This is a genomic window from Mannheimia varigena, assembly GCF_013377235.1.
Lineage (GTDB): Bacteria > Pseudomonadota > Gammaproteobacteria > Enterobacterales > Pasteurellaceae > Mannheimia > Mannheimia varigena.
On record NZ_CP016226.1, the window covers coordinates 1514640 to 1539126 of the forward strand.

Annotated in this window: 19 protein-coding genes; 12 read left to right on the forward strand and 7 right to left on the reverse strand. The window is 39.6% G+C overall.

Annotated elements, in window-relative coordinates; all coding sequences use genetic code 11:
* The first annotated feature begins 15 nt into the window (after positions 1-15).
* The 9 genes from sfsA (at position 16) to A6B40_RS07175 (ending at position 14268) form a co-directional block, all read left to right on the forward strand.
* Positions 16-726, forward strand: a complete 711-nt coding sequence (gene sfsA / locus A6B40_RS07135; RefSeq protein ID WP_176671952.1) for a DNA/RNA nuclease SfsA — start codon at positions 16-18, stop codon at positions 724-726.
* Positions 727-942: 216 nt separating this feature from the next.
* Complete coding sequence (hslV, locus tag A6B40_RS07140; RefSeq protein WP_025235100.1) at positions 943-1464, forward strand: ATP-dependent protease subunit HslV; 522 nt, start codon at positions 943-945, stop codon at positions 1462-1464.
* A gap of 203 nt (positions 1465-1667) precedes the next feature.
* Positions 1668-2990 carry an HslU--HslV peptidase ATPase subunit gene (gene hslU / locus A6B40_RS07145; RefSeq protein WP_176671953.1) on the forward strand — a complete coding sequence of 441 codons (1323 nt, stop codon included), beginning with the start codon at positions 1668-1670 and terminating at the stop codon, positions 2988-2990.
* A 76-nt stretch (positions 2991-3066) separates the two neighbouring features.
* Positions 3067-3933, forward strand: a complete 867-nt coding sequence (locus A6B40_RS07150; protein WP_176671954.1) for a VirK/YbjX family protein — start codon at positions 3067-3069, stop codon at positions 3931-3933.
* 362 nt (positions 3934-4295) lie between these two features.
* The gene (locus A6B40_RS07155) at positions 4296-4796 is read left to right on the forward strand and encodes a toxin-activating lysine-acyltransferase (protein ID WP_025247068.1); all 501 of its coding nucleotides are present in this window, start codon (positions 4296-4298) and stop codon (positions 4794-4796) included.
* A gap of 15 nt (positions 4797-4811) precedes the next feature.
* Entirely contained in the window at positions 4812-7673 is a 2862-nt protein-coding gene (locus tag A6B40_RS07160; RefSeq protein WP_176671955.1) for an RTX family hemolysin, read from the forward strand.
* 74 nt (positions 7674-7747) lie between these two features.
* Positions 7748-9874 (forward strand): type I secretion system permease/ATPase, encoded by a 2127-nt coding sequence (locus A6B40_RS07165; protein WP_025235105.1) that lies wholly within the window; start codon positions 7748-7750, stop codon positions 9872-9874.
* A gap of 11 nt (positions 9875-9885) precedes the next feature.
* A complete protein-coding gene (locus A6B40_RS07170) occupies positions 9886-11322 on the forward strand; it encodes an HlyD family type I secretion periplasmic adaptor subunit (RefSeq protein ID WP_112110371.1) in 1437 nt (478 codons plus the stop codon).
* A 396-nt stretch (positions 11323-11718) separates the two neighbouring features.
* A complete protein-coding gene (locus A6B40_RS07175) occupies positions 11719-14268 on the forward strand; it encodes a TonB-dependent receptor domain-containing protein (RefSeq protein WP_176671956.1) in 2550 nt (849 codons plus the stop codon).
* A 93-nt stretch (positions 14269-14361) separates the two neighbouring features.
* Here A6B40_RS07175 and A6B40_RS10195 read toward each other — a convergent pair whose 3' ends face one another.
* From A6B40_RS10195 to A6B40_RS07190, 3 genes are all read right to left on the reverse strand, one after another.
* Complete coding sequence (locus A6B40_RS10195; protein WP_081732942.1) at positions 14362-14547, reverse strand: IS3 family transposase; 186 nt, start codon at positions 14545-14547, stop codon at positions 14362-14364.
* A gap of 618 nt (positions 14548-15165) precedes the next feature.
* Positions 15166-16677, reverse strand: coding sequence for a glycerol kinase GlpK (gene glpK / locus A6B40_RS07185; RefSeq protein WP_112110374.1), 1512 nt, complete (start codon positions 16675-16677; stop codon positions 15166-15168).
* Positions 16678-16680: 3 nt separating this feature from the next.
* The gene (locus A6B40_RS07190; protein ID WP_176671957.1) at positions 16681-17466 is read right to left on the reverse strand and encodes an MIP/aquaporin family protein; all 786 of its coding nucleotides are present in this window, start codon (positions 17464-17466) and stop codon (positions 16681-16683) included.
* A gap of 195 nt (positions 17467-17661) precedes the next feature.
* On the opposite strand from A6B40_RS07190, the gene A6B40_RS07195 reads away from it, so the two are divergent.
* On the forward strand, positions 17662-18027 hold the full coding sequence (locus tag A6B40_RS07195) for a fluoride efflux transporter FluC (RefSeq protein WP_176671958.1): 366 nt from the start codon (positions 17662-17664) through the stop codon (positions 18025-18027).
* 59 nt (positions 18028-18086) lie between these two features.
* Here the strand turns inward: A6B40_RS07195 and A6B40_RS07200 are convergent, their stop codons facing one another.
* Positions 18087-19409: an anaerobic C4-dicarboxylate transporter gene (locus A6B40_RS07200; RefSeq protein WP_112110377.1), complete on the reverse strand. Its 1323-nt coding sequence runs from the start codon at positions 19407-19409 to the stop codon at positions 18087-18089.
* A gap of 143 nt (positions 19410-19552) precedes the next feature.
* Between A6B40_RS07200 and dapF the strand changes: the two genes are divergently transcribed.
* Positions 19553-20377, forward strand: coding sequence for a diaminopimelate epimerase (gene dapF / locus A6B40_RS07205; RefSeq protein ID WP_176671959.1), 825 nt, complete (start codon positions 19553-19555; stop codon positions 20375-20377).
* A gap of 36 nt (positions 20378-20413) precedes the next feature.
* Here dapF and A6B40_RS07210 read toward each other — a convergent pair whose 3' ends face one another.
* Positions 20414-20953, reverse strand: a complete 540-nt coding sequence (locus tag A6B40_RS07210) for an RBBP9/YdeN family alpha/beta hydrolase (protein WP_176671960.1) — start codon at positions 20951-20953, stop codon at positions 20414-20416.
* 79 nt (positions 20954-21032) lie between these two features.
* Here A6B40_RS07210 and A6B40_RS07215 point away from each other — a divergent pair, with 79 nt between their 5' ends.
* Positions 21033-21356, forward strand: a complete 324-nt coding sequence (locus A6B40_RS07215) for a DMT family transporter (protein ID WP_176671961.1) — start codon at positions 21033-21035, stop codon at positions 21354-21356.
* Between the two features lie 56 nt (positions 21357-21412).
* On the opposite strand, the gene xylB is transcribed toward A6B40_RS07215, so the two are convergent.
* Both xylB and xylA read right to left on the reverse strand, forming a co-directional pair.
* On the reverse strand, positions 21413-22858 hold the full coding sequence (xylB, locus tag A6B40_RS07220) for a xylulokinase (RefSeq protein ID WP_176671962.1): 1446 nt from the start codon (positions 22856-22858) through the stop codon (positions 21413-21415).
* Between the two features lie 152 nt (positions 22859-23010).
* Complete coding sequence (gene xylA / locus A6B40_RS07225) at positions 23011-24330, reverse strand: xylose isomerase (RefSeq protein WP_176671963.1); 1320 nt, start codon at positions 24328-24330, stop codon at positions 23011-23013.
* Positions 24331-24487 lie beyond the last annotated feature (157 nt).

Consider the following 24487-nt stretch of genomic DNA (forward strand, 5'->3'; position numbering starts at 1 on the left):
AAGGATTTTTTACCAATGCAATTTCCTCCTCTTTCTAGCGGCATTTTGCTTTGTCGTTATAAACGCTTTTTGGCTGATATAGAGCTCCCAAACGGTGAGCAAATAACCATCCACTGCCCGAATACCGGGGCAATGACAGGCTGTGCGAATGTGGGTGATACTGTGTGGTTTTCCACATCCAATAACCCGAAACGTAAATACGCCCACACTTGGGAGTTGACTCAAACCCAAGCAGGCGATTTCATTTGCGTAAATACCTTGAGAGCAAATCAGCTTGTGCAAGAAGCGTTGGAAAATCAGTGGATTAGTGAGCTTGCCGATTATCGACAAATACTGTCTGAACAAAAATATGGAGCTGAGAATAGCCGTGCCGATTTTTTACTGAAATCTGACCGCTTGCAGGATTGCTTTGTGGAAGTGAAATCCACCACATTGCTAATGGAAAATGGGGTAGGAATGTTCCCAGATGCCAAAACCGAGCGAGGTCAAAAACACTTACGAGAGCTAACAAATGTTGCTGGGCAAGGGTTACAAGCAGTGATTTTTTTCGCAATTTTGCATACAGGAATCAATATGTTTGAAGTAGCAAAACAAATCGATCCTAAATATGCAAAATTACTTGAGATCGCACAAAATCAAAATGTGAAAATTTTAACATATAAAGTTAAAATGAGATTGGAAGGCGGTACGCCACAAGAAATGGTGCTGAATCAAAAATTGCAATAATCGGAAATAGTATACGTATGAACGTGCTTTTTTGATTACAACTTCGCTCGAACATTTACGAGAGAATTTATGTGCTTAGATAATTCATTAATAAGATGACTTGAATAGATTCAAGCCATTTTTTTGCAAAAAATTCAGCAAAGACGACCGCTTGTAATTGAAATGCAGAGAATGAGCCCCATATAAGCGAAAGTTTTCTAAAAAGAAGGATTTAAAATGACAACAATTGTATGCGTGCGAAAAGACGGAAAAGTGGCTATCGGTGGCGATGGTCAGGCAACACTTGGCAACTGCATTGAAAAAGGCACAGTGCGTAAAGTTCGCCGTTTATATAAAGACAAAGTGGTAACAGGCTTTGCCGGTTCAACGGCTGATGCCTTTATTCTACGTGATTTATTCGAGAAAAAATTAGAATTACATCAAGGGCATTTGGTGAAATCAGCGGTGGAATTGGCAAAAGAGTGGCGTACTGAGCGTGCTTTACGCCGTTTAGAAGCAATGATGATCGTAGCAAATGAAAGTGAGTTCCTGCTGGTTTCAGGTTCAGGCGATGTGATTGAGCCGGAACAAGATGTACTGGCAATCGGCTCAGGCGGAAACTACGCCAAAGCCGCCGCTCTCGCATTACTTCGCACCGAAAATAACCTCTCTGCGAAAGAGATCGTTGCCGAATCGTTAAAAATCGCCGGCGATATTGATATTTACAGTAATCATAACCACGTGATTGAAGAAGTTTAAATTTTACTCCCCTCTTTAGCAAAGAGGGGCAGGGGGGAGATTGGGCAGAAGTGATTGACGAAGAAAATACTCAATTTTGCCACTACATATCTCATTAAATATGAATGTAAAAGATTTCCCTCACTTCGCTAATTTATACTGCCAAATCTCCCCTAACACTTCTTTGCTAAAGAGGGGAACGACTTAATAAGGAATAAAAATATATGTCAATGACTCCTCGTGAAATCGTCTCAGAATTAGACGCTCATATTATCGGACAAAAAGATGCAAAACGTGCGGTGGCAATTGCCTTGCGTAACCGCTGGAGAAGAATGCAGTTACCTGAAGATCTTCGCCAAGAAGTTACGCCGAAAAACATTTTAATGATTGGTCCAACCGGTGTGGGTAAAACGGAAATTGCCCGCCGTTTGGCAAAACTGGCAAATGCTCCGTTCATTAAAGTGGAAGCGACTAAATTTACCGAAGTCGGCTATGTGGGTAAAGAAGTGGATTCGATTATCCGTGATTTAGCGGACGTTTCGATGAAATTGGTTCGCCAACAAGCGGTAGAAAAAAACAAAATGCGAGCCCAAGATGCGGCGGAAGATCGCATTTTAGATGTGTTATTGCCACCGGCGAAAGATCAATGGGGTAATGTTCAAGAGTCAGATAATCAATCTACCCGCCAAGCATTCCGCAAAAAATTGCGTGAAGGTCAGCTAGACGATAAAGAGATCGAAATTGATGTTGCCGCTCAAGTGAGCGTAGAAATTATGACGCCACCGGGAATGGAAGAGATGACTTCACAGCTTCAATCTTTATTTGAAGGAATGTCGCCAAACAAAACCAAAAAACGCAAAATGAAAATCAAAGATGCGTTAAAAGTGATGTTAGATGAAGAAGCGGCGAAATTAGTAAACCCTGAAGAACTCAAACAACAAGCAATCGAAGCGGTAGAGCAGCACGGGATCGTGTTTATTGATGAGATCGACAAGATCTGCAAAAAAGGAGAACACTCGGGCGGCGATGTTTCCCGTGAAGGAGTTCAACGTGATTTACTGCCAATTATTGAAGGTTCAACCGTAAACACTAAGCATGGTATGGTGAAAACTGACCACATTCTGTTTATCTGCTCCGGTGCGTTCCAAGTGGCTCGCCCGTCTGATTTACTGCCTGAATTGCAAGGTCGTTTACCGATTCGTGTAGAGTTAAAATCGTTAACCAAAGATGATTTCGAGCGTATTTTAACTGAGCCGAACGCCTCATTAACGCTTCAATATCGTGAGCTAATGAAAACTGAAGGCGTTGAAATTGAGTTTACCAAAGAAGGCATCAGCCGTATTGCTGAAAGTGCTTTCCGAGTGAACGAGAAAACCGAAAATATCGGTGCAAGACGTTTACACACCGTGCTTGAACGTTTAATGGACGGCATCTCGTTTGATGCGAGCGAGCGTCGTGGAGAGAAAATTGTAATTGATGAAAACTATGTTTCCGAAGCGTTAAATGACGTGGTGGAAAATGAAGATTTAAGTCGTTTTATTTTATAGTAGTAAGTATGCAAGCGGTTATTTTTGCAAAATTTTTTGCGAATTTGACCGCTTGTAGTGAAATATCGTTGTAGAAATGAAAAGTCAATATAAATGGCCTGCTGCGAAGGCAATTTATCCTAATCGTGGTAAAAAATCTTATGCAGGAAAGCGATTACGCTACAACCTTCGCTCCTGGTTGCACTATTTCAAAATCAAGCAATTTGAACAATTTGTCGCTCAACATCCTCAGTTAATACCGCTTTTAAATGCAAGACCGAATTACAGTTACCCGCTCGCTCATCGCTTTTTAGATAAGCGTTTTTCCTCTATGCAGCGCTTAGAGCAGATGTGTGATAATTTGTTGTTTTTACCGCAGCAACTTAGCCATCTTCCACCGTTATGGGCACAAAAAGTCAGTTTTGGTGAGGTCATTTCTGATTTTGAGCTGATATTAAACATTAACGAGCATCAACCAATGGAGGGTTTTTGGGCATTAGAACTCCGTTATAAACCTGCCGATCAGCTTGTCTATTTATTAACTTTCGGAAAATTAAATAACGCACTGTTAATTGCAGTAATTCAAGGTCCGAATTTTGATGGCTCAAAGGAATTAGTAAAGCAACTCACCAAATATTGCCACGGCTTACGCCCTGCCTATTTAATGGTGGAAGTAATGAAAGCCCTGACTTCAGTATTGGGTTATGAGAATTTATTAGGCATTCCACAGAAATATCAAAACAAATCCCGCCTAGTTCAAAGCAAACGTTATGTGGTGGACTACGATGCGATTTTTTCTGAATCAAACGGTAAGAGTGGAAAATATTGGCAATTACCACTGGAATTGAAAAGTAAAAAAATGGACGAAATTCCAAGCAAAAAACGCTCAATGTACCGCAAACGCTATGAAATGCTGGAAAATTTAAGGTCAGCGATGAAAGCAACATTAATCCCGGAGGCTTAAAACTTAAAATTAAGTGGTCTGATTCTTGCAAAATTTTGCACAAATCAGGCCGCTTGTATTTTATTTAGCACTCACTTCTTTATTGTAAAATTTTATCCTTACAAAACGATACCTATCTCTTAAACTTTCTTAAATAAAATGAAAAGTAAATATTACATTAATTTTACAATGTAATTATTTCGTTTATTTTCTCTACATTTTGTGTAACTTTAAAGCATTTAATTTTACAACTATTTTATATAAAAGATAAAAAATTCAACTAAATCCATAAAAACAATAAAAAATCCTGTGGTAAGAGCAGTTGGTTAATGTATTATGCTAAAATTTTTATTCTAATCTAGAATCATTATCGAGTGTGAATTATGAATCAACATTACTTTAATCTATTGGGAAATATTACTTGGTTATGGATGAACTCACCTCTTCATAGAGAGTGGAGTTGTGAGCTATTGGCACGCAATGTGATTCCAGCAATTGAAAATGAACAATATATGCTACTTATTGATAATGATGTTCCAATTGCATATTGTAGTTGGGCAGATTTAAGTCTTGAGGCTGAAGTGAAATATATTAAGGATATTAGTTCATTAACACCGGAAGAATGGCAGTCTGGTGATAGACGTTGGATTATTGATTGGGTAGCACCATTCGGGCACTCCCAGCTACTTTATAAAAAAATGTGTCAGAAATACCCCGATACTCTCGTCAGATCTATACGCTTTTATCCAAAACAAAAAGAACTGGGCAAAATTGCCTATTTTAAAGGGGGTAACTTAGATAAAAAAACAGCAAAAAAACGTTTCGATACATATCAAGAAGAGCTGGGGGCAGCTCTTAAAAATGAGTTTAATTTTACTAAATAAAAGGAGACATCCCTTATGGGAAATAAACTTACCAATATTTCAACAAACTTAAAAAATTCGTGGCTTACTGCCAAATCCGGTTTACATAAAACAGGGCAATCTTTAAACCAAGCTGGTCAATCTTTAAAAGCCGGAGCGAAAAAGCTCATTCTCTATATTCCAAAAGATTATGAATATGATTCAGGAAGAGGAAACGGTTTGCAGGATTTAGTCAAAGCTGCAGAAGAGTTAGGTATTGAAGTACAAAGAGAAGAGCGTAATGGTATTGCTACCGCTCAAAATAGTTTAAGTACAATTCAAAATATTCTTGGATTTAGTGAGCGTGGAATTGTATTGTCTGCTCCTCAACTTGATAAACTGCTTCAAAAATACAAAATCAGTAAAGCACCAGGTTCATCAGAAAATGTAGCTAAGAATTTGGGTAATGCACAAACCTTATTATCAGGTATTCAATCTATTCTTGGCTCAGTTCTTGCTGGAATGGATTTAGATGAAATCTTGAAAAATAAAGGAAGCGAGCTTGAGTTAGCTAAAGCCGGTCTGGATTTGACAAATTCCTTGATTGAAAATATTGCAAGTTCTTTACAAACATTTGATGCCTTTGCAGATAAAATTAATCAATTTGGTTCAAAATTGCAGAATGTAAAAGGTTTAGGTGCTTTAGGAGATAAACTTAAAAACTTTAGTGGCTTCAGTAAAGCCGGTCTTGGTTTAGAAGTGATTTCCGGTTTGCTTTCCGGTGCAACAGCAGCTCTTGTTCTTGCAGATAAAAATGCTTCTACAGGTAGGAAAGTAGGTGCTGGCTTTGAACTTGTAAACCAAGTTGTTGGCAACATCACCAAAGCTGTTTCTTCTTATATTTTAGCTCAACGTGTTGCGGCAGGTTTATCTTCTACGGGTCCTGTTGCGGCATTGATCGCCTCTACAGTATCACTTGCTATCAGCCCTCTAGCATTTGCAGGGATCGCTGATAAATTTAATCACGCCAAAGCATTAGAAAGTTATGCCGAGCGTTTCAAAAAATTAGGTTACGATGGGGATGATTTACTTGCTCAATATCAAAGAGGAACAGGTACGATCGATGCGTCTGTAACGGCAATCAATACAGCATTGGCTGCAATTTCAGGTGGTGTTTCTGCCGCTGCTGCAGGTTCTTTAGTTGGTGCTCCTATTGCTTTACTTGTATCTGGTATTACCGGTGTTATTTCAACCATTTTGCAGTATTCTAAACAAGCGATGTTTGAACACGTTGCAAACAAAATTCACAATAAAATTGTGGAATGGGAAAAAAATAATCCAGGTAAGAATTACTTTGAAAATGGCTACGATGCACGTTACCTAGCCGGATTACAAGATAATATGAAATTCTTACTCAGCTTAAATCAAGAATTACAAGCTGAACGTGTCATTGCTATTACTCAGCAACAATGGGACAAAAATATTGGTGATTTAGCCGGTATTAGCCGATTAGGGGACAAAGTTATCAGTGGTAAAGCCTATGTTGATGCTTTTGAAGAGGGTAAACACCTTAAAGCCGACAAGCTGGTACAACTAGACTCGGCAAAAGGTATTATTGATGTAAGTAATACTGGAGGAGCAAAAACACAACATATTTTATTCAGAACGCCATTATTAACACCAGGTACTGAGCATCGTGAGCGAGTACAAACCGGTAAGTATGAATACATTACTAAGCTCAATATTAATCGTGTAGATAGCTGGCAAATTAAAGATGGGGCAGCAAGTTCTACTTTAGATCTCACAAATGTGGTGCAACGTATCGGTATTGAGCTAGATCAAGCAGGTAATGTAACTAAAACCAAAGAAACAAAAATTGTCGCTCAACTTGGAGCAGGCGATGATAATGTCTTTGTTGGTTCCGGTACAACAGAAATTGATGGTGGGGAAGGGCACGATCGCGTTCACTATAGTAGAGGTAATTATGGTGCACTTACTATTGATGCAACCCAAGAAACGCAAAAAGGTAGCTATACAGTAAAACGTTTTGTTGAAACAGGAAAAGCATTACATGAAGTTACTTCAACACATACGGCGTTAGTAGGTAGTCGTGAAGAGAAAATAGAGTATCGTCATAGTGATAATACACAACACGCCGGTTATTACACTCAAGATACTTTAAAATCCGTTGAAGAAATTATCGGCACATCGCATAACGATATTTTTAAAGGGAGTAAATTTAATGACATTTTCCACGGTGGTGATGGTGTAGATACTATTAACGGTAACGGAGGTAATGATATCTTACTCGGAGGCAAAGGAGACGATGTCATTGATGGTGGTGATGGCAATGACTTTATCGATGGGGGTAAAGGTAACGACCTCTTATATGGCGATAAAGGCGATGATATTTTCGTTCACCGTCAGGGAGATGGTAATGACGTTATTGGTGATTCTGGCGGTAATGATAAATTATCGTTCTCTGATTCAAACTTAAAAGATTTAACGTTCGAAAAAGTTAAATATAATCTTGTCATTACGAATACCAAGAAAGAGACAGTTACTATTCAAAACTGGTTCCGTGAAGCAGATCTTGCCAAAGAAGTGCATAATTATCAAGCAACTAAAGATGAGAAAATTGAAGAAATCATCGGGCGAAATGGTGAGCGGATTACCTCAAGTCAAGTCGATGATCTTATCGCAAAAGGTAACGGTAAAATCGATCAGAATGAACTGACAAAAGTAGTTGATAACTATGAATTGCTCAAGCGTAGTCGAAATGTAACAAACAGCTTAGATAAATTGATTTCATCTGTGAGCTCGTTTACTTCGTCTAATGATTCGAGAAATGTACTAGTGAATCCGACTTCAATGTCAGATCAAAATTTATCTTCTCTTCAATTTGCTAGAGCAGCTTAATTTTTAATGATTGGCAACTCTATATTGTTTTGCACATTATGGAGTTGCCCTTTTATTTTATAAAAGGAGACAATATGGAAGCAAATCATCAAAGGAATGATCTTGGTTTAGTCGCTCTTACGATGTTAGCACAATATCATAATATTTCGCTTAATCCGGAAGAAATAAAACATAAATTTGATATTGATGGAAAAGGGCTTTCTTTAACCTCTTGGCTTTTAGCCGCAAAATCGTTAGCGTTGAAAGCAAAACACATTAAAAAAGAGATTTCCCGCTTACATTTGGTTAATTTACCTGCCTTAGTTTGGCAAGATAACGGTAAACATTTTTTATTGGTAAAAGTGGATACCGATAATAACCGCTATTTAACTTACGATTTGGAAAAAGATACACCGCAAATTTTATCACGAGACGAGTTTGAAGCTTGCTATCAAGGGCAGTTAATTTTGGTTACTTCCAGAGCCTCTGTCGTGGGGCAGTTAGCAAAATTTGATTTCACTTGGTTTATTCCTGCGGTGATTAAATACCGAAAAATCTTTCTAGAAACCTTAATTGTTTCAATCTTTTTGCAAATTTTTGCCCTAATTACACCGCTATTCTTCCAAGTGGTAATGGATAAAGTATTGGTACATCGAGGTTTTTCAACCTTGAATATCATTACTGTTGCCTTAGCTATTGTGATCATATTTGAAATTGTGTTAAGCGGTTTACGGACCTATATTTTTGCCCACAGTACCAGCCGGATTGATGTGGAATTAGGGGCTAAATTATTTCGGCATTTGTTATCGCTACCTATTTCTTATTTTGAGAACAGACGGGTTGGCGATACGGTTGCACGAGTTAGAGAATTAGATCAAATTCGGAATTTTCTTACCGGACAAGCATTAACTTCGGTCTTGGATTTACTGTTCTCTTTTGTCTTTTTTGCGGTGATGTGGTATTACAGCCCGAAATTAACTCTAGTAGTTCTCGGCTCATTACCCTGCTATATTTTATGGTCGATTTTTATTAGTCCGATTTTAAGACGACGTTTAGACGATAAATTTGCTCGAAGTGCTGATAACCAATCATTCTTGGTTGAATCAGTAACTGCTATCAATATGATTAAAGCTATGGCGGTTACTCCACAAATGACCGATACGTGGGATAAACAATTGGCAAGCTATGTTTCATCAAGTTTCCGTGTAACCGTATTGGCAACCATTGGGCAACAGGGAGTGCAACTTATCCAGAAAACTGTAATGGTAATCAACCTTTGGTTGGGAGCACACTTAGTGATCTCAGGTGATCTTAGCATAGGACAATTAATTGCCTTTAATATGCTTTCCGGGCAAGTGATTGCACCGGTAATCCGCTTGGCACAACTCTGGCAAGATTTCCAACAAGTTGGTATTTCTGTTACACGTTTAGGTGATGTTTTAAATTCCCCGACCGAACAATATCAAGGAAAATTATCACTACCTGAAATACAAGGCGACATCGCGTTTAAAAATATTCGTTTTAGATATAAACCGGATGCTCCTACGATTTTAAATAATGTGAATTTAGAGATTAAAAAAGGGGAAGTAATCGGGATTGTTGGGCGTTCAGGCTCAGGCAAAAGTACATTAACAAAATTACTGCAACGTTTTTATATTCCTGAAAACGGTCAGGTGCTTATTGACGGGCACGATCTTGCATTAGCTGACCCAAACTGGCTACGCCGTCAAATCGGGGTAGTCTTGCAAGATAACGTCCTGTTAAACCGTAGTATCCGAGAAAATATAGCCCTATCCGAACCGGGAATGTCAATGGAACGTGTGATTTATGCAGCAAAATTAGCTGGTGCTCATGATTTCATTTCAGAGCTACGTGAAGGTTATAACACTATTGTTGGTGAACAAGGCACAGGGCTTTCCGGCGGACAGCGGCAACGGATTGCGATTGCACGAGCTTTAGTGAACAACCCTAAAATCCTGATTTTTGATGAAGCGACTAGTGCTCTCGATTACGAATCTGAACATATTATTATGAAAAATATGCAAAAAATATGCCAAGGAAGAACCGTGATTTTGATTGCACATCGGTTATCAACAGTCAAAAATGCCGACCGAATTATTGTGATGGAAAAAGGGGAAATTGTAGAACAAGGTAAGCATCACGAATTGCTGCAAAACAATAACGGGCTTTACTCCTACTTACATCAATTACAACTGAATTAAGAAGGAAAACAATGAAAATATGGCTTAGTGGTATTTATGAATTTTTCCTACGCTATAAAAATATTTGGGTAGAAGTATGGAAAATTCGTAAAGAATTAGACCACCCAAACAGAAAAAAAGATGAAAGTGAGTTTTTACCGGCACATTTAGAGCTGATTGAAACCCCGGTTTCTAAAAAGCCACGCCTAATTGCCTATTTAATTATGCTGTTTTTAGCGGTGGCAATTGTGCTTGCAAGTGTCAGTAAAGTGGAAATTGTGGCGACTGCACCCGGTAAATTAACCTTTAGTGGTAGAAGTAAAGAAATTAAACCGATTGAAAATACGATCGTACAAGAAATTTTTGTTAAGGACGGGCAATTTGTAGAAAAAGGTCAATTATTAGTCAGTTTAACTGCTTTAGGCTCTGATGCAGATATCAAAAAGACTATTACTTCACTCTCTTTGGCAAAACTAGAGAACTATCGCTACCAAACCCTACTTACTGCCATTGAAAAAGAGTCATTACCGGTTATCGATTTATCCAACACCGAATTTAAAGATTCATCGGAGGAAGACAGGTTGCGTATTAAGCATTTAATCGAAGAACAATACACGACTTGGCAAAAACAAAAAACGCAGAAAACCTTAGCTTATAAACGTAAAGATGCAGAAAAACAGACCATATCTGCTTACGTTCGTAAATATGAAGGTGCAACTCGTATAGAGCAAGAAAAGTTAAAGGACTTTAGAAAACTTTATCAACAAAAGTCTTTATCTAAACACGAACTTCTCTCGCAAGAAAATAAAGCCATTGAAGCACAAAATGAGTTGGCGGTTTATCGTTCAAAATTAAATGAATTAGAAAGTGATCTTCTCAATGTGAAAGAAGAACTTGAATTGATCACACAATTCTTTAAAAGCGATGTATTGGAAAAATTAAAACAGCATATTGAAAATGAGCGTCAGCTCCGGCTTGAGTTGGAAAAAAATGACCAACGTAGACAAGCTTCTATGATCAGAGCTCCGGTTTCCGGTACGGTGCAACAGCTGAAAATTCATACTATAGGTGGTGTTGTTACCACAGCTGAAACCTTGATGATTATTGTGCCGGAAGATGATGTATTAGAAGCTACCGCTCTGATTCAAAACAAAGACATCGGCTTTGTTGCTGCAGGGCAAGAGGTGATTATTAAAGTAGAAACTTTCCCTTATACCCGATACGGCTATATTACCGGACGGATTAAACATATCAGCCCAGACGCTATAGAACAACCTAATTTAGGACTAGTGTTTAATGCAACTGTTAGTATAGACAAACAAGCACTCTCATCTCCGGACGGTCATAAAATAGAGCTAGGCTCAGGTATGACGATTACCGCTGAAATCAAAACAGGTGAGCGAAGTGTAATGAGCTATTTGCTCAGCCCATTGGAAGAATCTGTTACAGAAAGTTTAAGGGAACGCTAAATCGAACCTAAACAAAGCCATAATAGCTATTTCCGCAGCTGTTATGGCTTTTTTTTGCATAAAGAGACAGGTTTTTAACATCATAAGCGGTTAAAAAAGTAAATTTTTTTACACCTTTGTAAATAATGTCCTCTATTTTTTCTGCGTCCAAAATAAACAATTAAGAAGAGGATTTATGAGCCTTATTAACGGGGCAGATTGTTAATCTGCAGTGGCATCAAGAGTGTATTGGTTTCCAATCTTATCTGTTCGACTCCTATATGGAGGATCTAGTGAAAATGTTGAAATATAACTGTTTGTTGAGTTTTATTGCCATATAAAAATAATGGTTATTGACAATATTGGTGTAATTATACAGAATACCAGTATTAACCTTAATTTTTTTATGGAAATAGAATGCAGAAGTTTCATTTTAAAAATAGTTTATTTGCGGTTGCTGTATCAAGTTTTTGTCAGTTTGCATATGCGGAAAAAGAGGCCTTGCTTGATGAGGTTGTAGTGTCTTCCAGTGTTACACCTGATTTCCAATCCCTTGCTTTTACGCAAGGTCGTAAAGCCAGTGACGTGACAATTGAAGGGAAAGTATTTAAATCTCGTTCTGCTACATTAGGTAATGCTTTAGCTGGAGAGCTAGGTGTTCACTCTAATCCATTTGGTGGCGGGGCAAGTGCTCCTGTCATTCGTGGTCAAGATGGCGTAAGAATAAAATTGTTACAAAACGGATCGGATATTGTTGATATGTCGAATATTTCGCCAGATCATACTGTGGCGGCAGATACTCTCTTGGCGCAGCAGGTAGATTTAGTTCGAGGCACTTCAACTCTGATATATGGAATGGCTTCTCCTGCAGGTGTAGTGAATATTATTGATAAACGAATTCCCACCTATCGTCCTGAAAAAGGCTATGAGGGAGAAGTACTCTCCCGTTTTGATACGGCAAGTAAAGAGCGTGTGCTAAATGCGGGTGTGACATTATCTGCAGGGGAGAATTTTTTAATTCGGGCAGAGGGTTTGACACGCAAGTCAGATAACTACCGCGTGCCAGAAGTCTATATTGGTAGAAAACTAAACTATTTGCCGGATAGCCACAATAAATCGAATGTAGGAACGTTCGGTGCAAGCTGGATTGGCAGCCGAGGCTATTTGGGGGCTTCCTTTAGCTATCGTCAAGATCACTATGGTATCCCAGGGCATAACCATGCCTTTGATTACTGTTCCGGACACTTGTTTGATACCTCCAATCTAAATGCCGTTGTTTCAGGTGGTGATGCACCTTATTTAGATGCTTATCCACATTTAATGACGGACAAAGATGTGAATGAGGCCCTCCATTTCCACTGTGGCACAGACCTCAACACTGGGGCTCATAGCCACAGCAATGTTTATGGACACCAGTACGACATCAGTTCCGCCGGTCCAGTTATTGATATGCGTTCTAAGCGTTACGATCTTCGTGGTGAAATGAAAGAGCCACTTCCCGGCGTCGGTAAGGTGAAATTGTCTCTCACTTATGCAGACTACTACCACGATGAGAAACACGACGGCAAAGCTCATATCAAAGGCTATGAGGTGGAAAGTATCAAGAAGGCGAAACTTCATACCGCAGCACTGATGGCAGGTAAGCCCGAGGCTTTTTATTCCAACCGTGGATTTAACAGTCGTTTGGAAATCTATCATAAGCCAACCGAACATTTTAATGGTTTGATTGGGCTACAGTATCAAACGCAAAAAAGCAGTGCCCGTCGTTTGGCAGCAAATCTGAATAATGATCAAAATAATTTAAGCGGTGAGCGTAAGGAATCAGAGCGTAATCCATTAGTAGAAAATACCAATAAGCAACTTAGTCTTTTTGCCCTAGAGCAAATTATTTGGAAAAATTTCATCTTTGAGCTAGGAGCGCGCTGGGAAAAACAATCTATCCCAATTAGCTACAATAAAGAAAAGTTACGTTTGAATCATAGGGCTCGCCAGCCAGATTTATCTATTTATAATGAAAATGCACTCTCTTATTCAGGTACGATTATGTGGGATTTCCATCCTGATTACCGTTTATCTGTCACAGGTTCTCACAATGAAAGAATGCCAGCACCGATGGAGCTCTATTATCATGGTAAACACCTTGCTACTAACTCTTTTGAATACGGTAATCGAGATCTGAAGAAAGAACGTTCTAATAATGCAGAAGTGGGATTAATGCACTTCTCGGACAAATGGGATTTTAAAGTGAGTGCGTATTATCAACGCTTTAAAAATTATATCCACAACGAAAATCTACACCGAGAAGGTAATTTGTTTATGCGTCGCTACAATCAATCCCAAGCTAAATTCCATGGCTTTGAAGGTGAAATTGGTTATCAGATGACAGAAAAACACAAAATTTCCCTATTTGGTGACTATGTGAATGGGAGATTGTTCGGTTTTAAAACCTTCTATGGTAATAAGAAATACGCGGAAAAATGCTTCATCAACGAATGGGATGAAGAGGAATGCGATTATACTCAAGTTGGCGTAGAAAAGATCGAACGACCTAATCGTAATGCTGCCCGAGTACCACCGCTACGGTTAGGTTTCCGACTTAAAAGTCAATTTAATCAAAACTGGTCAGGATCATTGGAATACACTCGAATGTTTGCACAAAAACGTGTTTCAATTAATAGTGTAATTAAACCGATTACCCAAGAGGAAGCAGAAAAAAGGCGTGAAGCATCGGGTGGGCTTGGTTATGACGGTTACTATGTGGAAAAAGTGCCGGAGGATGTGACCAAAGGCTACCACTTAGTGAATGTGGCGGTGAATTATCAACGTAAAATCAGTGATATTGAATATAGTGCAACATTGAATATTAACAATTTGTTGAATCAGAAAGTGTATATTCATAACTCTTATTTACCGTATGTACCACAAATGGGCCGTAACTTTATGCTTAATCTTGGTATTTCGTTTTAGGTAAAACTGAATACTTCGGTTTGGTAAAAAAAACATAAAATTGGACCGCTTGTTAAGCTAAAAATGATCTGTCCGCAAAAGTTAGGCAGTTTATTAACTTAAGTATTGAGCTCGGTATTGTTGTACTGGGCTCAATACTTTTAAATAAAGTTTAATGCGTTTTGGGTGATAATACATTACATATTCTTTAATTTTCGACTGTAATTCAGCGATTGAAGTATTATAAGTGCACGAATAAAGGTGCTTATACTTCAATATCGTAAAGAAACTCTCTGTCACCGCATTGTCGTAGCAGTTTCCTCGGCGGTATTGCTTTACTCTTCAACATTTTCACCCATCCGTCTGTGCTATATAACAAACCTTGGTTGCTGTGAATAATTTGGCATTCTATCGGTTTGAGTTAGTTAAGCTCTTAAAATAGTTTTTTTTGTGTAAAATTAAACGAATCAATTTCAGCATCGTTTTGAAGTTCTTTTCACGAAAGCTTTTAGTCAATGAATAACAAGTGAATAAGATTTAGCTACTTCATAGATACCAAAATTCTGTTCGGTAACGATCTTCATAATTTCGAGGCGAAATTGATAAGATTAGGACATAATTTGCATCTCAAATTAGGCACAGGTTTTGTGGACAGATCATGCTCTAACAAAAAGGACGTTGCTAAACGTCCTTATTTTATCATTTTTTTATTATGCGAAATGCTATAACTCCGGGGTAATTGGTATTTCTGCGGCATTGTTACATGGTGCATAAGTTTTCTTTATCAATTTATAGGGAGCATGCTAACCATAAATAAAACATACTTCTACAACAAATCAAAATGACTATGTGATATAACTAAAAGAGATCTTAAAAGGGAGAATAGTTGTCTATACTCCCTTTTGTTTAAATTGAAAATTACTCTTCAGCGTCTTCTTTTGCCCATTCTAATGAACGACGAACGGCTTTTTTCCAGCCTTTATAACGTCTGGCACGTTTTTCTTGATCGCCATCTGGAGTGAAAGTACGCTCAATTTCTGCTTTATCTTTTAGCTCTTCTAAATCTTTCCAGAAACCAACTGCAATACCAGCAAGATAAGCTGCACCTAAAGCCGTTACTTCTTTCACTTTCGGACGCTCAACTTTGGTGTCTAAGATATCTGCTTGGAATTGCATTAAGAAGTTATTTGCTGTTGCTCCGCCATCAACACGCAGTGCTTGAAGTTTCGCTTTTGAATCAGATTGCATTGCTTCTAACACATCACGAGTTTGGTAAGCGATAGATTCCAATGTTGCTCGCACAATATGGTTACGGTTTGAACCACGTGTTAAGCCGAAAATTGAGCCTCGTGCATACGGATCCCAATACGGTGCACCTAAACCGGTAAAGGCAGGTACAACGTAAACGCCGTTTGAGCTATCTTCTTTCGTCGCAAAATATTCGCTATCGAAACTGTCGTGAACAATTTTCAACTCATCACGTAACCATTGAATAGATGCACCTGCAATAAACACCGAGCCTTCTAATGCATATTCAGGCTCGCCTTTTGCATTACAAGCAATAGTGGTTAATAAGCCGTTTTCGGATTGAATAGCGGTATTACCTGTGTGCATCAACATAAAGCAACCTGTACCGTAGGTATTTTTCGCTTGCCCTTCTTTCACGCATAAATGACCGTAAAGAGCTGCTTGTTGGTCGCCTGCGATACCTGCAATTGGAATACGTACACCACCTTGTCCGCCGATATTGGTTTTGCCGTAAATTTCAGAGGAATTTTTCACTTCCGGTAACATTGAGCGTGGAATATTCAGTAATTCCAGCATCTTATCGTCCCACTGCTTGGTGTGAATGTTAAATAACATCGTACGAGAAGCATTGGTGTAATCGGTAATATGAACACGCCCTTGAGTTAATTTCCATACCAGCCAAGTATCGACCGTACCAAATAATAACTCACCTCGTTCTGCTTTTTCTCTTGCTCCTTCTACGTTATCTAAAATCCATTTTACTTTTGTGCCGGAGAAGTATGGATCGACAACTAAGCCTGTGGTTTTACGGATATACTCTTCGTGTCCGTCTGCTTTTAATTTATCGGTAATATCGGAGGTACGGCGGCATTGCCATACGATCGCATTATAAACTGGTTTACCGCTCTCTTTTTCCCACACAATGGTGGTTTCACGCTGGTTGGTAATACCAATTGCAGCAATACTATCAGGACTAATACCCGCCTTTGCCACCACTTCATTTAAGGTCGAACTCTGGGTTGCCCAAATTTCCATCGGGTTATGTTCTACCCAACCAGCTTGTGGGTAAATTTGGGTAAATTCACGTTGTGCCACTTCAACAACATTGGCATTTTTATCTAGTAATACCGCACGGGAGCTTGTTGTGCCTTGATCAAGGGCGATGATATATTGTTTGTCCATAGATTACTCCTGAATATTTGTCGGAAGGTTTTTGTGAATAAGATTTTTATAGCCCCAAGCACCGAATAACGCACCGCAGATTGGAGCAACAATTGGAATAATGAAATAAGGGATTTCTTTACCACCGGTGAGTGCAATTTCACCCCAACCGGCAAGGAAAGCAAAGAGTTTAGGGCCAAAATCACGAGCTGGATTCATCGCAAAGCCTGTTAATGGACCGGTTGCACCACCAATCACAGCAATTAATAAACCGATAAGCAATGCCGCTAGAGCTTTATTTGGTAAGCCATTTTTATCATCACCAATCGCTAAAATGGTAGACATCAACACGGCAGTAATCACAAATTCCACAATAAATGCCGTTAATAATGTAATATTTGGGTTTGGATAAGTTGAAAATACGCCTGCAAGACCAACTGTTTCTCCTCGAACAAGACCTTGAGCTGCTTCAGTTGCTGCAAAGAGATCGCTATACATAAAATAGATAAGTGCAGCAGAGCAAAATGCCCCTGCTACTTGGGCGATAATATATGGAATGATTTTGTGTTTTTCAAAACCGTAAAATGCTGCGAGTGCAATGGTTACGGCAGGGTTAAGGTGAGCACCAGAAATACCAGCAGAAATATAAATTGCCATTGAGACCCCAATACCCCAAACAATCGCAATTTCCCATAAACCGAAACTTGCACCAGCAACTTGAGCTGCTGCGACACATCCGGCACCAAAGAAGATAATGAAAGCTGTACCGATAAATTCGCCGATACAAGCATTGCGTAAGGTTCTGTCCATAACGTTCCCCTTAAGAAGAAATGATTGAAAATCAATGAAAAAATGTTTGAAAATGAAAATATTTTCGAGCTGATATTGCCAAAACGCCATTTTTTAAGCAAATAGGAAATTTTAAATTTGTGAAATCCATCACATTATTTTTTTAAATCAACCATTTCTAGGTATAATTTGACAAACCATTTTTTAGGGCAAAATATGTACTCAGTTTTTATACTTTCAACCGGTGCAGTGTTTGGAGCATTGTGTCGTTGGCAATTAGGGATGTGGCTTAATCCATTGCTTAATCAGTTTGCATTAGGCACATTGTTAGCAAATTGGGCTGGTTGCTTTTTGATTGGTATTGCGATGGGTTGTAATCTAGGCGATAGCCAAAGATTATTATTTATTACAGGCTTTCTCGGCAGTTTCACTACCTTTTCAAGTTTTTCCGCAGAGTTAAGCGAGAAATTATTAGCGGAAAAATGGGGAGAATTTATCACTGTATTAAGCCTGCATTTAGTAGGCGGTATTGTACTCACAATTTGTGGAATTTTGCTCACTCGTTGTCTTACAAGCGGTTAAATTTGCTGAAAAATTTGCAAATAAAAAACCTCCCAATCGGGAGGTTTTTCGTGGAACTTTTACAGTAACATATTCGATAGTAATAAACCGAAGCCGATACTGAAAATCATACTGAGTAAGCCCGGCAACATAAAGCTATGGTTGAAAATAAACTTACCAATGCGGGTTGTACCCGTTGTATCAAAGTCGATTGAAGCAATAATCGGACCATAGTTCGGAATGAAGAAGTAACCATTTACGGCAACAAACACCCCAATTAATACAGGTGCCGGAATGCCGATTGCAACCGCTAATGGGAATAAGGTGGCAACAGTTGCACCTTGGCTATTTACTAATACAGAAAGTACGAATAGCGCGAATGCAAATGCCCAAGGTGCAGTTTCAACTAAGCCTGACACCATAGATTTTACTTCATCCATATGGCCTTGCATTAAGGTATCACCTAACCACGCAATACCGAAAATCGCAATAACTGCACGCATACCGGCGTGGAATACGGAGCCTTTCGTAATTTCATTACCGTCCGGTTTGCAGGTGAAAATAATCAATGCACCAATGGTTAACATCACGATTTCGATAGTGTGAGCCATACCCATTGGTTTGCCATCAAACACAGGGCGAAGTGCTGGCATTGCACCCATTAATACGACTAATAAAGCACCGAATAGGAATAAACCAACAGAGAGTTTTGCTGTTGGTTTTAACGGTAATTCGGTTGGGTTTGCAGTGATGTGGTTTGCCTTCACATACTCAGGATCTTGCAATAATTTTTGATAGTGTGGGTCATCTTTTAACTCTTTACCCATTTTATTCACAAATACGCAAGCTAAACCTAAACCTAATAATGTTGAAGGAATGGTAACCATCAGCACATCGCCTAAGGTAATGCCTTGTGGTTCAAGGAATGCTACCACTGCGACGACTGCCGCTGCAATCGGGCTTGCTACAATCGCAAATTGTGAGGCAATTACCGCCATTGAGAGAGGACGCTCAGGGCGAATACCGTTATGGCGGCTTACCTCAGCGATTACAGGTAATACAGAATAAGCAACGTGTCCTGTACCTGCAAGCACAGTAAATGTCCAAGTTACAAGTGGTGCGATAAAGGTAATGTGTTTTGGATTTTTACGCAAAATACGAGTGGCGATTTTGATCATATAATCTAAACCACCGGCGGCTTGCATTGCAGCTGCGGCTGCAACTACTGCCATAATCATAAACATAACATCAATTGGCAAACCAGCAGGTTTTAACCCGAAGCCGAATGATAAAATGGCTAAACCTAAACCACCAAAAACCCCTAAACCGATACCACCAACACGAGCACCGACCAAAATACATAGTAGTACTATGGCGAACTGAATAAAAAACATAGCAGACATAATTTGCTCCTAAAAAGAATGTAAAAAACTGCTTTTTGAAGAAATTGATATTTTCCTCAAATTCATTCGGGTTTACTATATCAATAACGATCTGTAATCTCTATAATCTAAATCAATAAATAGTTCGATAATTAGGAAAAAATATGCAATTTTCAAAAATGCACGGATTGGGCAACGATTTTATGGTAGTGGACGGTGTAACTCAAAATGTTTATTTAACGGAGGAGATGATTCGAACACTTTCTGACCGTTATCGTGGTGTTGGTTTTGATCAACTTTTATTGGTTGAGCCGCCTTACGATCCTGAATTAGATTTCCATTACCGTATTTTTAACGCAGATGGCAGTGAAGTTTCACAATGTGGAAATGGGGCGAGATGTTTTGCTCGTTTTGTAACGCTTAAAGGGCTTACTAATAAAAGAGATATTTACGTTAGCACAGTTAAAGGAAAAATGGTGTTAAGTCTACAAGATGACGACAAAGTGCGAGTGAATATGGGCGAGCCGATTTGGGAACCTGCACAAATCCCATTTACGGCGAATAAATTTGAGAAAAACTATATTTTACGCACTGATTTGCAAACCGTTCTATGTGGGGTGGTGTCGATGGGTAATCCACATTGTGTGCTACAAGTAGATGATGTAAAAACTGCACCAGTGAATGAACTCGGACCTTTGCTCGAAAGCCACGAACGCTTCCCTGAACGAGCGAATATCAGCTTTATGCAAGTGGTGAATCGCAATCACGTCAAATTACGGGTGTATGAGCGAGGTGCAGGCGAAACCCAAGCTTGTGGCAGCGGGGCGTGCGGCACGGTAGCGGTCGGTATTATGCAAGGCTTGTTGGATAATAAAGTACAGGTGGATTTGCCGGGTGGTTCACTCATTATTGAATGGCGAGGAGTAGGGCATCCTCTTTATATGACAGGCGATGCAACACATATTTATGATGGATTTATCAAGCTGTAATTATTGTCGGGAGGGTTAAGCCCTCCCATTTTTTCATTAAATTAACTTCTTCACCAACTCCAACACCACAGGCAATTCGGTTACACCCTCTCTATCCAAAAAATGTCCACCCTGATTTAGGCGAATATAGTCCGCTTGCAAATGTTGAGCGAGGGCATCGCTATATTTATGATTCACGATAGTATCGTCTAACGCACTCACCACATAGCTTGGAAAATGCGATACACTCGGTAAAATTGCATAATAATTGGTAAAGGCAGACAGTTCGGGTAAATTTTCTACGGGTTGATAGAACCCTGACACAAACACCGCCCCTTTAATTTTGGCGTAATTTTTCGCTAGAAAATTCAAAATGGCGATACAACCTAAACTATGCCCGACAAAAATAGTTTGATCGTTAAGCTCCACATTTTGTGCAAGATGATTTAACCAACCATCTAATGACGGATTTTCCGAATTGGGCATATTGAGCCGCTCGCAACTTATGCCACATTTTTCAAGCTCCTGTTCCAACCAAGGAAACCAATGTTTATCTGCATTTGCAGTATAGCCGTGTACGATATAAACCTGTGCCATTACACACCTCCTAATTTGACTAAAAAGATTGTAGCAAAAAATGCTAAAATAGCCACATATACTACTTATAAGGAACTCAATGAACGTTTGGATTTTATTAGCGATTTCAATTTGTTTGGAAATTGCCGCCACTAACTTATTAAAATTAAGCAACGGTTTTACCAAAGTCGTACCAACCATTAGCTCGCTGGCACTTTATGGCTTATCGTTTTACTTTCTCTCAATTATTTTCCGCACCTTACCGGTGGGCATTGTCTATGCAGTTTGGTCTGGTGTAGGAATTGTGCTTACTGCCATTGTTGCGTATTTCGCATTCGGGCAGAAAATAGACTTGGCAGGCTTGGTTGGTATTGCGTTGATTTTAGCTGGTGTATTGGTGATTAATTTATTTTCGAAGGTGTGATTACAAGCGGTCATTTTTCTGCAAAATTTTGCGAGAAAATGACTGCTTGTTAGTCTTTATAAACCTTTCAACCGTTGATAAATCTCCGCAAATTTTTGGCGTTTTTCTTGATATTCCGCATAACGAGCCGGGTTTGGCTGATAAACCTGTTCTAACGGTAACGGCTGGCAGAACTCGGCAATATCCTGGTTTGGATTTAATGCAATTTGAGCCAGTTTTGCAGCCCCTAAAGCCGGGCCAACATCGCCACCTGTGCGGTATTCAAAGATTTTACCGCTAATATCGGCAAGCAGTTGTCGCCAGTAGGCACTTTTCGCTCCGCCACCAATTAAGGCGATATTCTCTGCATTTACCCCTGTTTCGTGCAGAACATCAATTCCTTGAGCTAAGGCAAAACTCACCCCTTCAATCACCGATTTTGCCATCGTGATTTGGTTGTCGTTATGATTTAAACCCCAGAATACGCCTTTAGCGTAAGGATCGTTATGCGGTGTGCGTTCACCGGATAAATAAGGTAAGAACACCGCATCGGAGGCAGTTTGGTTTGCTTCAACTTGTTGGAATAAGGTTGGCACATCTTTAACGCCAAGCGATTTTGCCGCCCAATCGACCGAAGATGCCGCACTTAAAATCACCGACATCAAATGCCAGCGATCCGGTAAGGCGTGGCAGAAGCTGTGAACCGCTTTTTGCGGATTAGCGTGGAATTTATCGCTCACTACAAAATAAACGCCTGATGTGCCGAGAGAAAGCATTGCTTGCCCTGTTTGATATAAGCCAATACCGATCGCCCCTGCGGCATTATCACCACCACCTGCTACAATCGGTACGGATTTCATTTTCCACTGTTCGGCAAGCGTTGGGCGTAAATAACCTGTGATTTGGTTGCCTTCAAACAGTTTTGGCATATTTTCAATGTCTAATCCGCAAGCGTTTAGGAGCGATTTGTTCCAATCTCGTTTCCCTACATCAAGCCACATTGTGCCTGATGCATCGGACATATCAGAAGCGTATTCGCCACTCATTACTAAGCGGAGATAATCTTTAGGGAGCAATACTTTGCTGACTTTTTCGGCAATGTCTGGCTGGTGTTTATCGACCCAACGTAATTTGGGGGCGGTAAAGCCCGGCATCATCAAGTTGCCTGTAATTACACGGCTGTTTGGCACAAGTTGTTCTAATTCTTCACATTCAGCAAAACTGCGTCCGTCATTCCATAAAATTGCAGGGGAAAGTACGTTGTCTGCACTGTCTAGCAAAGTTGCTCCGTGCATCTGCCCGGTTAAACCGATGGCTTTTACACCGCTTAAATCCTGTTGAGAGGCTAGCTCAAGCATTGCTTCGTTGGTGGCATTCCACCAATCTTGTGGGTTTTGTTCAGACCACAATGGCTGTGGGCGGGAAATAGGAAGTGATTTTTGGGTAATGGCAATAATGTGTTGGTTTTCATCGAGTAACACGACTTTCACACCTGATGTGCCGAGATCGATTCCAATATACATAAATATTCCTTTGTCATTGAATACAAGCGGTCATTTTATTCGGGAAATTTGCAATTTAACGTTTTAGAGATCCATCACCCCTCTTTGCTAAAGAGGGGATCAGATCGAGCTTAAATTTTGCAAATTTTTTACAAAAAACAACCGCTTGTAGATTAACGATAAATATAGCTATTTACCAAGTTTTCCAAATATTCTTGCTGACCTGAAATTGGTTTCGGATCTAAGCATTGGTTTTCCACGATTTTCGCTAAATCTTCTAAACTTGCTTTGCCGCTTAGAATTTGTTGCCCTAAATCTTGGTTCCAGCCTGCGTAGCGGTTATCGACCACTTTTTGTAACGCTTGGTCTTCAATCATTTTCGCTGCACGTTTAAGGGAGAGGGCTAACACGTCCATTGCTCCGATGTGGGCGTGGAATAAATCATAAGGGTCGGTACTTTGACGGCGAATTTTAGCATCGAAGTTGAAGCCGCCGGTGGTGAAACCGCCTGCTTTTAAGATTTCGTACATTACAAGGGTATTTTCTTCAACACTATTTGGGAATTGGTCTGTATCCCAGCCTAATTGTGGGTCGCCACGGTTTGCATCGATAGAACCGAAGATGCCTAATGCCGTTGCGGTTGCAATTTCGTGTTGGAATGTATGCCCTGCAAGCGTAGCGTGGTTGGCTTCAATGTTCATTTTAATTTCATTTTCTAAACCAAACTGTTTTAAGAAACCGTAAACGGTTGCTACATCATAGTCGTATTGATGTTTGGTTGGCTCTTGTGGTTTGGGCTCGATGAGTAATGTGCCTTTAAAGCCGATTTTGTATTTGTGTTCCACCACTAACTGCATAAAGCGACCGATTTGTTCACGTTCACGTTTGAGATCAGTATTGAGTAAAGTCTCATAACCTTCACGTCCACCCCATAACACATAGTTTTCGCCACCTAAGCGTTGAGTTGCGTTCATTGCAGTGAAGACTTGTGCGGCTGCCCAAGCAAACACTTCCGGATTTGGGTTGGTGGAAGCACCTGACATATAGCGAGGGTTGGTAAAGCAGTTTGCGGTTCCCCACAATAATTTCACGCCGGTTTCTGCTTGTTTTTGCTCTAAAATATCCACAATGGTGTTGAAGTTATGGAGATATTCTTTGAAATTATTGCCTTCAGGAGCGATATCCACATCGTGGAAACAGTAATAAGGCACGCCTAATTTTTGGAAAAACTCAAAAGCAATTTCCGCTTTTTGCTTTGCACCTTGCAGTAAATCACCGGTTTTTTGCCAGCTGCGATCTAATGAACCAACCCCGAACATATCGTTGCCTGTCCAGCAGAAAGTGTGCCAATAGCAAACCGCTAAACGCAGGTGTTCTGCCATTGTTTTTCCTAAAATCACTTCATTTGGATTGTAGTGCTTGAATGCAAACGGATTGGTTGAGTTTGCCCCTTCGTATTGTACTTTTAAGATTTTGTCGAAATAGTTAGACATAACAATGCTCCTATGTATTGGAAAAATGATGTTTCGGCGACATCATCGGAGAATTATCAAAACCATTCAATTACGATATTTCGTTTTTTAATTTCGATTATTGGTTAATGTGGCGTAGATCACAAAAGTGAAAAATCGTAATAGTGTTGAGAAATAT

Excerpts from the sequence above, each read along its gene's own strand:
- sfsA (WP_176671952.1), top strand. The coding sequence starts at position 16 with ATGCAATTTCCTCCTCTTTCTAGCGGCATTTTGCTTTGTCGTTATAAA.
- hslV (WP_025235100.1), top strand. The coding sequence starts at position 943 with ATGACAACAATTGTATGCGTGCGAAAAGACGGAAAAGTGGCTATCGGT.
- hslU (WP_176671953.1), top strand. The coding sequence starts at position 1,668 with ATGTCAATGACTCCTCGTGAAATCGTCTCAGAATTAGACGCTCATATT.
- A6B40_RS07150 (WP_176671954.1), top strand. The coding sequence starts at position 3,067 with ATGAAAAGTCAATATAAATGGCCTGCTGCGAAGGCAATTTATCCTAAT.
- A6B40_RS07155 (WP_025247068.1), top strand. The coding sequence starts at position 4,296 with ATGAATCAACATTACTTTAATCTATTGGGAAATATTACTTGGTTATGG.
- A6B40_RS07160 (WP_176671955.1), top strand. The coding sequence starts at position 4,812 with ATGGGAAATAAACTTACCAATATTTCAACAAACTTAAAAAATTCGTGG.
- A6B40_RS07165 (WP_025235105.1), top strand. The coding sequence starts at position 7,748 with ATGGAAGCAAATCATCAAAGGAATGATCTTGGTTTAGTCGCTCTTACG.
- A6B40_RS07170 (WP_112110371.1), top strand. The coding sequence starts at position 9,886 with ATGAAAATATGGCTTAGTGGTATTTATGAATTTTTCCTACGCTATAAA.
- A6B40_RS07175 (WP_176671956.1), top strand. The coding sequence starts at position 11,719 with ATGCAGAAGTTTCATTTTAAAAATAGTTTATTTGCGGTTGCTGTATCA.
- glpK (WP_112110374.1), bottom strand. The coding sequence starts at position 16,677 with ATGGACAAACAATATATCATCGCCCTTGATCAAGGCACAACAAGCTCC.
- A6B40_RS07190 (WP_176671957.1), bottom strand. The coding sequence starts at position 17,466 with ATGGACAGAACCTTACGCAATGCTTGTATCGGCGAATTTATCGGTACA.
- A6B40_RS07195 (WP_176671958.1), top strand. The coding sequence starts at position 17,662 with ATGTACTCAGTTTTTATACTTTCAACCGGTGCAGTGTTTGGAGCATTG.
- A6B40_RS07200 (WP_112110377.1), bottom strand. The coding sequence starts at position 19,409 with ATGTCTGCTATGTTTTTTATTCAGTTCGCCATAGTACTACTATGTATT.
- dapF (WP_176671959.1), top strand. The coding sequence starts at position 19,553 with ATGCAATTTTCAAAAATGCACGGATTGGGCAACGATTTTATGGTAGTG.
- A6B40_RS07210 (WP_176671960.1), bottom strand. The coding sequence starts at position 20,953 with ATGGCACAGGTTTATATCGTACACGGCTATACTGCAAATGCAGATAAA.
- A6B40_RS07215 (WP_176671961.1), top strand. The coding sequence starts at position 21,033 with ATGAACGTTTGGATTTTATTAGCGATTTCAATTTGTTTGGAAATTGCC.
- xylB (WP_176671962.1), bottom strand. The coding sequence starts at position 22,858 with ATGTATATTGGAATCGATCTCGGCACATCAGGTGTGAAAGTCGTGTTA.
- xylA (WP_176671963.1), bottom strand. The coding sequence starts at position 24,330 with ATGTCTAACTATTTCGACAAAATCTTAAAAGTACAATACGAAGGGGCA.